Origin of the sequence: Methylocystis sp. MJC1 (genome assembly GCF_026427715.1) — a bacterium.
Lineage (GTDB): Bacteria > Pseudomonadota > Alphaproteobacteria > Rhizobiales > Beijerinckiaceae > Methylocystis.
Genome location: NZ_CP107558.1, coordinates 321,579 through 333,698, shown reverse-complemented (window position 1 = coordinate 333,698; position 12,120 = coordinate 321,579). Strand labels below are relative to the sequence as shown.

Annotated in this window: 19 protein-coding genes; 18 read left to right on the top strand and 1 reads right to left on the bottom strand. The window is 55.7% G+C overall.

What is annotated here, in order from left to right; translation table 11 throughout:
- Positions 1–116 precede the first annotated feature (116 nt).
- The 4 genes from OGR47_RS01640 to fliP all read left to right on the top strand — a co-directional run bounded on the left by OGR47_RS01640 (position 117) and on the right by fliP (position 2,663).
- A complete protein-coding gene (locus OGR47_RS01640) occupies positions 117–653 on the top strand; it encodes a MotE family protein (protein WP_165052729.1) in 537 nt (178 codons plus the stop codon).
- Positions 654–865: 212 nt separating this feature from the next.
- Entirely contained in the window at positions 866–1,369 is a 504-nt protein-coding gene (locus OGR47_RS01635; protein ID WP_323809332.1) for a flagellar basal body L-ring protein FlgH, read from the top strand.
- Positions 1,370–1,392: 23 nt separating this feature from the next.
- On the top strand, positions 1,393–1,926 hold the full coding sequence (locus OGR47_RS01630) for a flagellar basal body-associated FliL family protein (protein ID WP_165052735.1): 534 nt from the start codon (positions 1,393–1,395) through the stop codon (positions 1,924–1,926).
- Positions 1,923–2,663, top strand: a complete 741-nt coding sequence (gene fliP, locus OGR47_RS01625; protein WP_165052738.1) for a flagellar type III secretion system pore protein FliP — start codon at positions 1,923–1,925, stop codon at positions 2,661–2,663. Before OGR47_RS01630 ends, fliP begins: the two co-directional genes overlap by 4 nt.
- A gap of 42 nt (positions 2,664–2,705) precedes the next feature.
- Here the strand turns inward: fliP and OGR47_RS01620 are convergent, their stop codons facing one another.
- Positions 2,706–3,134: a hypothetical protein gene (locus OGR47_RS01620; protein ID WP_165052741.1), complete on the bottom strand. Its 429-nt coding sequence runs from the start codon at positions 3,132–3,134 to the stop codon at positions 2,706–2,708.
- A 210-nt stretch (positions 3,135–3,344) separates the two neighbouring features.
- Between OGR47_RS01620 and OGR47_RS01615 the strand changes: the two genes are divergently transcribed.
- The 14 genes from OGR47_RS01615 to flgC all read left to right on the top strand — a co-directional run bounded on the left by OGR47_RS01615 (position 3,345) and on the right by flgC (position 12,119).
- Complete coding sequence (locus tag OGR47_RS01615) at positions 3,345–4,568, top strand: flagellar hook protein FlgE (protein WP_165052744.1); 1,224 nt, start codon at positions 3,345–3,347, stop codon at positions 4,566–4,568.
- A 41-nt stretch (positions 4,569–4,609) separates the two neighbouring features.
- Positions 4,610–4,957 (top strand): flagellar biosynthesis regulator FlaF, encoded by a 348-nt coding sequence (flaF, locus tag OGR47_RS01610; RefSeq protein WP_165052747.1) that lies wholly within the window; start codon positions 4,610–4,612, stop codon positions 4,955–4,957.
- A gap of 7 nt (positions 4,958–4,964) precedes the next feature.
- A complete protein-coding gene (gene flbT, locus OGR47_RS01605; RefSeq protein ID WP_165052750.1) occupies positions 4,965–5,366 on the top strand; it encodes a flagellar biosynthesis repressor FlbT in 402 nt (133 codons plus the stop codon).
- A gap of 18 nt (positions 5,367–5,384) precedes the next feature.
- Positions 5,385–5,780, top strand: coding sequence for a flagellar hook assembly protein FlgD (gene flgD, locus OGR47_RS01600; protein ID WP_165052753.1), 396 nt, complete (start codon positions 5,385–5,387; stop codon positions 5,778–5,780).
- 5 nt (positions 5,781–5,785) lie between these two features.
- On the top strand, positions 5,786–6,052 hold the full coding sequence (gene fliQ / locus OGR47_RS01595) for a flagellar biosynthesis protein FliQ (RefSeq protein WP_165052756.1): 267 nt from the start codon (positions 5,786–5,788) through the stop codon (positions 6,050–6,052).
- A 45-nt stretch (positions 6,053–6,097) separates the two neighbouring features.
- Positions 6,098–8,179 carry a flagellar biosynthesis protein FlhA gene (flhA, locus tag OGR47_RS01590; RefSeq protein ID WP_371824410.1) on the top strand — a complete coding sequence of 694 codons (2,082 nt, stop codon included), beginning with the start codon at positions 6,098–6,100 and terminating at the stop codon, positions 8,177–8,179.
- Positions 8,176–8,931: a flagellar biosynthetic protein FliR gene (locus OGR47_RS01585; protein WP_165052759.1), complete on the top strand. Its 756-nt coding sequence runs from the start codon at positions 8,176–8,178 to the stop codon at positions 8,929–8,931. The genes flhA and OGR47_RS01585 overlap by 4 nt, the downstream gene beginning before the upstream one ends.
- Before the next feature lie 25 nt (positions 8,932–8,956).
- On the top strand, positions 8,957–9,334 hold the full coding sequence (locus OGR47_RS01580) for a hypothetical protein (RefSeq protein ID WP_165052762.1): 378 nt from the start codon (positions 8,957–8,959) through the stop codon (positions 9,332–9,334).
- A gap of 45 nt (positions 9,335–9,379) precedes the next feature.
- Positions 9,380–9,880, top strand: a complete 501-nt coding sequence (locus OGR47_RS01575; RefSeq protein WP_165052765.1) for a rod-binding protein — start codon at positions 9,380–9,382, stop codon at positions 9,878–9,880.
- 37 nt (positions 9,881–9,917) lie between these two features.
- A complete protein-coding gene (locus OGR47_RS01570; protein WP_165052769.1) occupies positions 9,918–10,343 on the top strand; it encodes a hypothetical protein in 426 nt (141 codons plus the stop codon).
- On the top strand, positions 10,340–10,795 hold the full coding sequence (locus OGR47_RS01565; RefSeq protein ID WP_165052772.1) for a flagellar basal body-associated protein FliL: 456 nt from the start codon (positions 10,340–10,342) through the stop codon (positions 10,793–10,795). The genes OGR47_RS01570 and OGR47_RS01565 overlap by 4 nt, the downstream gene beginning before the upstream one ends.
- 96 nt (positions 10,796–10,891) lie before the next feature.
- On the top strand, positions 10,892–11,161 hold the full coding sequence (locus tag OGR47_RS01560; RefSeq protein ID WP_165052775.1) for a hypothetical protein: 270 nt from the start codon (positions 10,892–10,894) through the stop codon (positions 11,159–11,161).
- Positions 11,162–11,319: 158 nt separating this feature from the next.
- Positions 11,320–11,700 (top strand): flagellar basal body protein, encoded by a 381-nt coding sequence (locus OGR47_RS01555; protein ID WP_165052779.1) that lies wholly within the window; start codon positions 11,320–11,322, stop codon positions 11,698–11,700.
- Between the two features lie 5 nt (positions 11,701–11,705).
- The gene (gene flgC / locus OGR47_RS01550; RefSeq protein WP_165052782.1) at positions 11,706–12,119 is read left to right on the top strand and encodes a flagellar basal body rod protein FlgC; all 414 of its coding nucleotides are present in this window, start codon (positions 11,706–11,708) and stop codon (positions 12,117–12,119) included.
- Position 12,120: the final 1 nt, after the last annotated feature.

The following is a 12,120-nucleotide window of genomic DNA, read 5'->3' as shown; positions in this document are numbered from 1 at the left end:
ATGCCCCTCCGTTCACCGCCGAAGTCCGCACGCCGCCGAAAGCTTCGCGCAAGTTGCGCTTCCTAAACAATGGATACACCTGCGCCCACAGCGCTACCCGGAACGGATCTACGTTCATGTTTCCTGCCGCCATGCGAGCGCTACCGTCGATGTGCCTACTCGCCCTGCTCTGCGCATCCAGCGCCAACGTCGAGCAGCCCCGCGCGGCCGAAGGCCAACCCGTGGAAAGGCTCATGGCCGCGCGGGATCAATCGGACGGACAAGAATACTGCTCGAGCGTCGCAAAGGCCGCGACCGCCGCCAAGGCGGCCGTGCAAGAAGCCCGCCTGCGCGACCTCGAATCCCTGATCAGACGCCGCGGAGACGAGCTCGAGGCGAAGAAACGCGAGCTCGAGGCTGTTGTAGAAAAATATGAAACGCTGGTGAAAAGGGCCGACGAAACCCTTGTCACGGTTTACACGAAAATGAAGCCCGACTCGGCCGCTGCGCAGTTCGCGCTGCTCGACGATGACGTCGCCGTCGCCTTACTCAGCCGCCTGAGTCCGAAAGCCTCAAGTCAAATACTCTCAGAAATGACCGCATCCCGGGGAGCAGGCCTCATCAAAAAACTCGTCGCGTACAGTTCGGCAAAGTCGTCAGGAAAGTTGCAATGACAAAGAAAATATCCCTGTTACTTGCTCTATTCCTCTGCGGCTGCGCCACTGATCCGCGCGATATTGGTCGCGAACCACATATGACGGCGATTGGCAGCGGCCTCACCCCTTTCGACGATGACCTTCCCGTTGGCGCCACTAGGCTGCCTCCCCCCAGTCGGGGAATGCGTTTCGATGACGCTCGCATAAATATGTTCCGCGACGTACGCGCAATGACCGTCGGAGATCTCGTTACCATCAATATCTTGATGGACGACAAAGCGATCGTCGGCAATTCCACTGATCGCTCTCGCGATTCCAAGGTTCACACCAAATGGCAATATTTGGCGGCGTTCCTGCCCGGCTTCCTTGGCGGCGCGCCGGTGAACGCCACTGGGAACTTCGATAACGAAATCGACTCGACGACCTCCACGCAAGGCCAGGGCTCGATCAACAGACGGGAGCAGATAAAGCTTTCCGTGGCTGCAATGGTGACAGCCGTTCTGCCCAACGGCAATCTGGTCGTGCAGGGATCACAGGAATTTCGAATCAATTACGAAATGCGAGTCCTGACCATCGGCGGCATAGCCAGACCGCGCGACATCTCAAAGGACAATACGATTTCCTACGACAAAATCGCCGAGGCGCGCATCTCCTATGGCGGACGTGGACGTTTGATGGAGGTTCAGCAGCCGGCACTCGGACAGCAGCTTTACGATCTCGCTTGGCCTTTCTAGTAACCCGCTAAGGCTTGAGGTTCATGAGCGAGCTCAAAGACAATGCCGGATCGAACGACAGGACCGTCATAGCGACGACGCTTGCTATGACCGTTGTAATTGCGATTGCCGGGGTCTTCCTCGGGATGATGCTTGCTCGGGCGCCACAAGCCGCTAAGCCTGCCGAACCGGCGCCCATTGAGGCTCCGGCGGATGACAGCAAGCATGGCGCTTCAGTTCACGGTCATGAAGAACCTCCACGCACGAGCGCGCGCAAGGCGGGGAAGACCGCACTGAAGGAACTTACGCCGATCGTTACGAATCTGGGGGATGGCAACTCGAGTTGGATCAGGCTGCAAGTCGCGATTGTTTATGATCCCGACACACTCACCCATCCCGAAATCCTCGTAAGCGAGCTGACAGCAGACATCGTCGCATATCTGCGAAGCCTCTCGCTTCGGTCGATAGAAGGCAGCTCCGGCTTGCGGCGGCTCAGCGACGAACTTTCAGAGCGCGCGTCCATTCGCTCGGAGGGCGCTGTTCAAGAACTCATCATTCAATCTCTGGTGGTGCAATGAAGCGCGCTTTGATCATCTTCCTGCTCGCGCTTATCCCCACTGCCGCCTGGGGCGCAAATCAGAACTTCGATCTCAATACATTAATTCCGGCCGGTAGCGCATCTGCCTCCGGCCGCATCATTCAATTGGTTGCCGCGTTGACGGTTTTGTCCGTCGCGCCAGGCCTCCTCGTCACGGTCACGAGCTTTACGCGCTTTTCCATCGCACTTTCATTCTTGCGTGCGGGGCTTGGGCTACAAAGCACCCCGGCGAATCTCGTCATGATCAGCCTCGCTCTCTTCATGACCTTTTATGTCATGCATCCGACGTTCGAAGAATCCTGGAATGCAGGACTGAAGCCTTTATTGGAAAACAAAATCGCCGAACCGGAAGCCGTCGACAAGATCATCAAGCCGTTTCGATCTTTCATGGTGGCGAATGTACGCGACAAGGATATCCGCCTTTTTGAAGATCTCACGAAGAACAAGGTCGCAATCGATGCGTCCGTCGAACCAGATCTTTATGTTCTGATACCTGCCTTCATGATTTCCGAGCTCAGGAGGGGTTTCGAGATCGGCTTTCTCATTGTTCTGCCTTTTCTCGTCATTGATCTGATCATATCGATCGTAACAATGTCGATGGGCATGATGATGCTGCCGCCGACCACGATATCACTGCCCCTGAAAGTCTTGTTTTTCGTCCTTATGGATGGTTGGCACCTACTCGTTGGGAGCCTCGTGCGTTCTTATCCGATATAATCACTCAGCGGGGGCAGGACTCGCAAACATGTTTGGGAGTTCTCACCTCAGGGCATAATATTTGGCTTTGAACCGGCGCAGCAAGCGCTCATCCAACGCGACGTCCGAAGCTCGATAGCGACAGCCCGCAACGCCTCCATTTTGCCACACCACCTCGGCGCCCCAACAAATTTGGTTGAGATCCTCATATAGCCAGATTCTCCTCGGTAACTTCGAATGGCGTGCAAGCGAAATGCGCACGCCGCCGGAACCACGATTGACGAAGAGAAAGTCGGCAAGAAAGCGCCCCTCGACGTCCAAGATTTTGCCGGACTGCAATCGGACCGTGAGTCTCTTCTCCTGTCGACGCTCCGATTTCACGGACCTGACGGTATAGGTCAGGGCATGCCGGTCTCGCAGAAAAGACATGCGACGGAACTTCTTTTCATCCACCTTCTGCGCGTCGAGAATAGTGGGATCGTTTTTAGTCATGACCATAAGCTCTCGCAGCCTCTGATGGAGGCAATCGTGACGAAGATCAGCACCCAAAATACCTCCCATCAATTTGCAATTCATTAACTTTGTCGTTCCCAACCCTGGTGTCCGCTCTCCACAGATGCCACTTCCGCAGTCTCGCGTAAGCTACGCGCTCTACAAATTGCAGTTGAGCAGATTCAATCTGTCCTAGCGGAGCATAGTGCAATGAGCTCAGGGTCCGGTCTTTTCAATACGTCCGTTATGGGAATGTCCGCTCAATCGGATTGGCTCGCGGCAATTTCCAAAAATATCGCTAACTCGAACACGGCCGGATACAAAGACGCTCGAACGGATTTTATGACCGTATTGAATGGCTATGATTCTGTCGGCGGCGGCGTGACGACGATCACACGCAATGAAGTCTCGCTTCAGGGCTCCCCGTTGAGCACTGGCACGGCCACCGATCTCGCTATCTCCGGCAATGGCTTTTTTCTCGTCTCCAACGACGCGGGCCAAACCTTCCTTACGCGAGCAGGAAATTTTCTCCCCGACGCACAAGGGCGATTGGTCAACTCCGCCGGATTTTATTTGATGGGCTACGACTCGAAGCTCGGCATGTCGGGCCCCTTGTCGACCATCAAGGTCGACATGAACCGGATGTATGCAAGCCCGACGACACAAGGTACGTTTGGGGCAAATTTGCCCTACAACTCCAGTGTTGTCGCCGCCGCCAACCTTCCTTCCACCAACACGGCCGGCGCCCAATTCGCCGGCAAATCGTCTCTGACCGTCTACGACAACCTCGGCAATGCTGTCGTTCTCGATCTCTATTACGCCAAGACAGCCTCCAACACATGGGAGATGACCGCTTACAACCACGCGGACGCCGCCGCCGGCGGCAGTTTCCCATATGCGACCGGCCCTTTAACCACGCAAACGCTCAACTTCAGCGCAACAGATGGAACCCTAACAAGCCCTACCTCCATAACGCTCAACGTGCCCGGCGGCGGCGCCATGTCGCTAAATCTTTCAAAGATGACGCAACTCGGAGGCGGCTATACACCCACCGACAGCGTCGTCGACGGATATGCTGCTTCAACCATCAGCGGAATCAGCGTCGATAAAGCTGGGGCCTTGAGCTATCAGCTCGCTAATGGGCAATCCATTTCGGCCTACGATATTCCCTTGGGTAAAGTCGCGAGCCCCGATAATCTTACAAGCGAAACTGGCAACGTTTATTCCGCCAACGCGGAATCGGGTCAGCTTTTTATCGGCGCCGCCGGCTCGAACGGCTATGGCTCCATTCTAGGTTCGAGCTTGGAAGGCTCAACCGTCGACCTTGCCTCGCAACTATCGTCGATGATCGTGGCGCAGCGCTCGTTCACCGCGAACAGCCAGGTTTTCCAGGTCGCCTCCGATATCATGCAGGTTCTCACCAACCTGAAATAACGCCTTAAGCCTAGCCAACGCCCGAATCTTCGGTGAGCAGGATGTATCAGAGACACTACAACGAAATCGCGAATGATTCATATACAGCTGCGCGCCAACGCGAGAAGGAGCTGCTTGAGAAAGGCATCAAGCTGCTGTCGATGGCCCGCATTCGTGGCGTCAAGACCGCCGAATCATTCGAGGCGACTCACTTCGTGCGCTCGCTCTGGACCACTTTCCTTTTCGATCTCAGCAACGACGAAAACCGCCTTCCCGTCGCCCTCCGAGCCTCGCTGATCTCCGTCGGTTTATGGGTCCTGCGCGAACTCGACAAAATCGACTCGGGTGAGTCAGCCAATTTCGACGGCGTGATCGAAATCAACCGCACGATTGCCGACGGGCTGCAATGAGGGCCATATGAATATCTCTCTGAAGCGTGGCGAGAAGATCTACATCAATGGAGCTGTGTTTAGAGTCGACCGCAAGGTGTGCATCGAGCTGCTCAACGACGTGACCTTTCTTCTGGAAAATCACGTGATGCAGGCCGCTGACGCTACAACACCGTTGAAGCAGCTCTATTTCGCCGTGCAACTCATGCTCATCTCGCCGAATGACATCGACGCCGCCCTATATCTCTCACGAGATATTCTGGCGACATGCTCGAAGACAATTCCTGATCCTCGCATCGTAGAGGGTCTCTCGTCCGTGGCCAAACTCATCGAAGGCAAGCGCTATTTTGATGCGTTAAAAATACTTCGCGGGCTCTTTCCACTCGAGGCGGAGATCCCGACGGATTCAAAGACCGGCTGCGCCGCCTAGCAAAAAAGAGAGCTAAACATGCAAGTCAACCCGGTTAACAATTCAAAAACCCCCGCGACCACCCAAACGGCGAGCACGAGCGGTCTCGACAATTACAACGCCTTCCTTCAATTGCTGGTCACCCAGCTGCGGAACCAGGATCCTACCAAGCCGATGGATCCCACGCAGACCGTTACGCAGCTTGCTACCTTTGCTTCCGTTGAGCAATCCGTTCAAGGCAACCAACTTTTGACATCGCTGCTCGAGTCATCCCGGCTCGATCAAGCAGCGAACGCGATCGGCAAAACCGTTACCAGCGCGGACGGAAGCGTAAAAGGCACCATCAAATCGATGTCGATCGGCAGTTCAGGCCTCGTCGCGACGCTCACGAGTGGAGCGACAGTGGCAATTGGGGCAGGCGTATCGATCAGCTGAAGACCATGAACGAAGCCGACGCTCTCGAAATGCTCCAACGGTCTATCGTGACCGTGCTGCTCATCACCGGCCCCTTGGTAGGGACGGCTCTGCTCGTGGGCGTCGTGGCCTCATTGATTCAGGCGCTCACACAAGTTCAGGAAATGACTCTGACCTTCGTGCCAAAAATGCTTGCGATGCTGGTTGTTCTCAGCCTCGCGTCGCCATTTATCGGCGGGAAGATCAAAGGATTTACTGAGACCTTGTACGCCCGAATTGAAACCGGCTATTGAAAAAGCCTCTACAAATCCGCTCATGAAGAGACAGGATAAAGAGCCATGATGAGAATGGCGGAAGCAGGCGCATTGACTCGCCGGCCGACTGACATTGGCTTCGCAATAGCCATCATTTCTATCCTTTGCATATTTTTCCTCCCTATGCCGCCGGTCGCGATTGACCTCGGCCTCGCATTTTCCATCGGCCTTTCCGTTCTCATTCTAATGGTCAGCCTCTGGATCCAGAAGCCATTGGAATTCTCGTCCTTCCCGACGATCCTACTCGTGGCCACGATTCTGCGGTTGAGCTTGAATATCGCCACGACGCGGCTGATCCTTTCGCACGGCTCCGAAGGCACTGCCGCCGCCGGCTATATCATCAGCGGATTTTCGCGGCTTGTGATGAGCGGCGATTTTGTCATCGGCCTTACCGTCTTTTCGATCATCGTAATCGTCAATTTTCTGGTAATCACAAAAGGCGCGACGCGCATCGCCGAAGTCGGTGCACGTTTTACCCTGGACGCTATTCCGGGCAAGCAGATGGCGATCGACGCAGATCTTTCTGCAGGGCTCATAGACGACAGGCAAGCTCAAGATCGGCGCAGAGAGCTCGAGGAAGAAAGCGCCTTTTTCGGCTCTATGGATGGCGCTTCCAAATTCGTTCGCGGCGACGCGATCGCCGGCCTGATAATTCTTGCGGTCAACATCTTCGGCGGAATCGTCATCGGCGTAACCCGACACGGAATGTCATTGGCGAACGCCGCCGACGTCTACACCAAGCTCTCGGTTGGCGACGGGCTTGTGTCTCAAATTCCGGCTTTGATCGTCTCCCTGGCGGCGGGCCTTCTTGTTTCGAAGGGCGGCACGCGCGGTTCCGCCGAGCAGAATATCGTACGCCAGCTCGGTGGCTATCCAAAAGCGATTTTCGTCGCCTCGATTTTGATGTTCGTGCTGGCCCTGATGCCTGGTCTCCCAATGGCGCCCTTTGGCGTGTTGGGCCTGACAATGGCCTTTGTTGCGCGGAAGGTAAGTGGCGAGACAAAGCAGCGTGAAGCCGATACTCAGATGCGGCGCGCCGAAGAGGAAAAACGGGCTCTTCAGGAAAATAAGACCTCTCTTGCAGAAGCGCTGCGACCAGCGGGAGTCGAGCTTCTACTTGGGAAGCAGCTCTGGACACGCTTTCTCGTCTCCCAGGAAGAGCTCACCCATCGCGTCGGAAAGATGCGACGCAACTTTGCGAAGCTCTACGGCTTCATTATTCCCGACATCAGAATGGCGGATGATCTTCAAGTAAAGCCAAAGGGATATCAGATCAGAATTCACGGCACCACGGTCGTTTCGGACGAACTCCGTCTTGGGCAGCATATGATCGTCGTGGGAAATGGGCGTATGCCCGATCTTCCCGGAGAAGAAGCTCGGGACCCGGCGTTTGGAATCAAGGCAATTTGGATCGCCGACGCTCTCGTTGAAGAAGCTCGACGTCAAAATTTCAATCCGATCGATCCGATGTCCGTCCTCTTGACGCACCTCGGCGAGATTCTCAGGAATCAGCTTTCGCAGCTGCTTTCGTATAAGGACGTACGCCAGCTATTCGACAAGCTCGATCCGGAATATCGAAAGCTTCTCGACGAAATCGTCCCAAACTTCGTTTCGAACTCAGCCCTGCAAAGCGTTCTCAAGCTTCTTCTCGCGGAGCGTGTCTCGATACGCAATCTCGAGATGATCTTGGAAGCCATCGCCGAAGTCGCGCCCTTTGCGCGTAGGCCAGAAGCCATCGTCGAGCACGTTCGCGTGCGGATCGCCTCGCAGATATGCGGCGAGCTTGCAGTCGATGGCGTGTTGAGCGTCCTGAGGCTCGGGAGCAGGTGGGACTTGTTCTTCCATGAACATCTCAAGCGCGATGCAAAAGGCGAGATTATTGGCCTCGACGCCGATCCGGCGCAAATCGAACGGTTCAGCCAGGACTCAATTGCGGCAATTCAAAAATACTCCGATCAAGGTGAAATATTTGCGATTGTTACCACGCCTGACGCTCGACCCTTCGTGCGATTGATCGTCGGCCGGCTCTACCCCGCGCAGCCGGTGCTGTCGCACCTCGAGATTGCATGTGGCGTACAGCTGCGTTCACTGGGGACAATCTCTTGAGTGCGCCGCTCGATTTGATTCTCGAAGCGTGGTTCGTGGTGTTCTGCCGAGTGGCAGGATGCATTATGCTGCTCCCCGGGCTCGGCAGCGAGCGCGCGCCAGTGCGAGTCAGGCTCTATATCGCGATCGCGGTTTCCGCGCCCCTAGCCGTTTACCTATGGCCGAGGCTCGCCGAACCGATTTCGGCGGCCCCGCTCGTCACTGCGGCTGTAGCAAGTGTGTCGGAGACAATCATAGGGGTCCTGATCGGCTTGACGTGTCGCATGTTCCTGTTTGCGGTGGAGACCATGTTCACGGGGGTCACGCTTTCGATCGGTCTCGGAAACGCCCTCGGCGCGCCGATCAACGAATCCGAACCGACGCCTGCGCTGACTGCGTTGGTAACCACTGGACTAACAACGCTCATTTTTGCCATGGACCTGCACCTGGAGCTGCTTCGCGGCATCGGAACTTCTTATGACCACGTTGCTCCGTTCGCATTACAATCATCTGAAAGCATGCTACGCGAGGTGTTGAAGGCTCTGGAAGAGGCCTATCTTGTCGTTTTTCGCATCACAAGCCCGTTCCTGATTTTTGGCCTCCTCAGCAATGTGGCGGTCGCCTTTCTGAATAAGATGACCCCGCTTGTGCCGGTCTATTTTGCAGCAACGCCAGCTCTGATTTTCGGAGGACTCGCTTTCCTATACGCCTTTAGCTCGGACGCATTGGGCGAGTTGGCGATGGAATATGCCGCCTGGCTGGCCAGAGGGTGAAACTTTGCGGGATAAACAACGCAGAATGGCCAGATTGCTTTCTCTGCAGGAGCGCCGGTTGTTGGTCGAAACGGCGAACTGCGCCTCGATCGAGAAGCGATTGGATGAAACGGACGGCCAGATACGCGACCTTCAGCAAATGTTGGATCGCGACGACACGACCGCGCTGGCGTTCTCATCGCTGGTCTTAGATCGTTTACGCCAAGCCTCGCGACGGCGACAGGAGCTACAATCAGAATTGGCCAGCCGCCTCGATGCAACCTTGGTCCTCAAACAGCAGATCAAACGAATTGATAAATACGCGGATCGAATTGACGACAAAATAACGCGCAAGGACGCCGATCGGGAAAGATCTGCGATTTTGGAACGCTTTTCCGCGCCTCGCGACGTCAGCGCCGAGTAAGTCACGCGAATTAACATATCTCTTTGAAAATTCCGGAGACATGCAATGTCTATCTTTCCAGCGACGGATCTTATCGTCGACGTAGCGAAAGCGGCGGACCCGCGGCGCCAGCAAGTTGCTCTGCGCCGCCTTGAAGCAGCCGCCAACACGCCAGCGGTATCCTTTGCTTCGCTCTCCGGAGAAAGCGCCGTCAAGGCAAGCGTGTCGCGCCCTTCGAACTGGCGCGCGGCCGGAGTGGGGCTCCGCGCAGCTTACCAGACGCCAACAAGCGGAGCGACCGTCGTCCCTGCAGCTTCCAATCCGGCGGCGGATGCGGCGAAGAAGTTCGAAGCTCTGGTGCTGCAAACATTTTTCGAGGCGCTCCTGCCAAAAGACGACGAAAACTACGGATCCGGCGTGGCCGGCGGCGTTTGGCGCTCGATGATGGCCGAGCAACTCTCGGCAAAATTCGCAGCTTCTGGGGTAATTGGCTTGAACAAGATGCTGGAAACGAAAATCGCGCCCCCCTCCTCCGCGCAGCCAATCGCGCCATCGAAAACTTCCTAATTCGACGATTTCCTATCGAGAGGGGCGACGTAAACTCGTGAGTGATTCTTTAGCTCAACCCGGCGCCGGCCGCTGGCTATTACTTCCGGAAAACTCACCTTCGGCAGAAGCCGAGGCCGCCCTGATGCGATGGATCGATCGAATGGACGCCTTGGCCAGCGCGGAGACAAAAGCGCTATTGGCTGGAGATAAAGTAGAATTCGAAAGCTTCAACTCAAAAAAAAATCATGCGCTGCTCGAATTCACGATTGTCTCGCGAAGCGTCACAACCGTTTCGCCACAGTTAGTCACGGCGCTCCAACGCCTGAACGAACGCCTGGCGCAGAATGGCGAAGTCTTGAAGCAGCATCTCCAGGCTGCATCTGAGATTTCGAGACTGATAATCAACACCATTCGTGCTGAAGAATCCGACGGCACCTATTGCCGTCACGCATCCCTCCGGGCCAATGAGAGGCTTGGATGATCCGCACGTTGGTGGTGGGCCTCTGGTGCGGCGTCGTTGCCCTGGCGTCAACATATGGCGGCGCCTATTGGCAGGAGCATCGAGCCGCCACGCCGGCCGTTTCCGATCTTCCCGTTAAGACCGAACTCAAAAAAGTAAAGCCGATTTCGGTGCCCGTCATCACCAATGGCGTGCTCAAAGGATATGTGTCGGTCGAATTCATGTTTGTTATGGAGGCAGGCGAGGGCCACGGGAGCGGCGATGTTGATCCCGAGGGATTTCTAATGGATGAGGCGTTCCGCCTCATTTACTCGGACACGAAGATCGATTTCGCAAAGTTGGAGAAGATGGACATCGATTCGCTGACAAAGCAAATCACTGCGAATGTGAATACGCGTCTAGGGAAGAAGCGGATAAAGGAAACTCTGGTCAAGAATCTCACCTTTGTTCCTAAAGACGAGATTCCCCATTAGCTTCGCGGGTGCACGGTCCTCATGCCCAATCGCCTCGGCAAGCCTCGCGATAGTTACGCTGGTTAACTCTTCATTACCCAATGAAGGAGCCGCTTGATGCAGACGATGACGCAATTGAAAGCCATGCATGATCAAATGATGGCTGACCTGGGTAATCTCCCGCAATATCGCGCCCTCAAGGCCATCGATCGTTTTATCCAGGAGATGAACGAAATCCACGGCGTCCAGCGCGTGTCGAGTGAAAACGTCGCAACCACGCTTCAGCAAAAGCTTGCCGCCGCCATTGAGAGCCGTGTCTTGAATGAGCAGCAGTCTGATGCTCAACCTCGCGTGACGCCCTTTGTGCCCGGCACTAAGGTTGCCTGAGCGATAAGCCGACCTCCCAAAGACATTTGCCCGGCGCCGGTCGATGAAAGTCGATCGGCGCATTCATTTGTGCACGACCTCACCACGGTCAGTTCTTGTCGTTCAGTCCGACGCAAGCGATCCCGGTTAGCTTCCTTTAACGAAAGGAAGGGAGCAATATGGAGCCTGTTCATCTCTTCGGCCTGTTGAGCCTCCAGAGGGGGTGGCTCTCAGCCAGGCAATCGATTGTTTCGCAAAACATCGCGCACGCCAACACGCCCGGCTATAAGACCCAGGACCTCTCGGATTTCGCCAAGGTGCTCGACAAGAGCGCTGGCCTCAGAATGGCGACAACGAGCACATCCCATCAGTCGATCACGCCATCGGGGGAATCCGTATCAGCCAGAGGCGGAGAAGCGTGGGAAGTCTCACACTCCGGCAATGACGTCTCCCTTGAAGCGGAGCTGATCAAAGCCGGCGACGTTCGCAACAACTTCTCGATGGATACGAACGTCCTCAAAACGTTCCACGGCATGTGGCTTTCGAGCCTTAAAGGGTAAGATCCATGGATCCGCTTTTTGCCTCTCTCAAAGTCGCCGGATCAGGTCTTGCCGCACAGTCGGCCCGTCTACGCGTCGTTTCGGAAAATCTAGCCAACGTCATGTCGACCGGAAAGACTTCCGGCGCAGAACCATATCGGCGCAAAACCCTCACATTCAGCAGCGAACTCGATCGCGCCTCCGGTGTCGCCCTCGTGCGCTCGGGCGCGGTCGGCGTCGATCGATCGCCTTTCAACGTCGAATACGATCCGGGCAATCCGGCGGCTGACCCAAACGGCAATGTCACGCTGCCGAACGTCAATATGATCGTCGAAATGGCTGACATGCGAGAAGCGAATCGCGCCTATGAAGCCGACCTACAGACGATGAAACAAACCCGCGATCTTCTTTCGATGACGATCGATCTCTTGAAGGGATAAT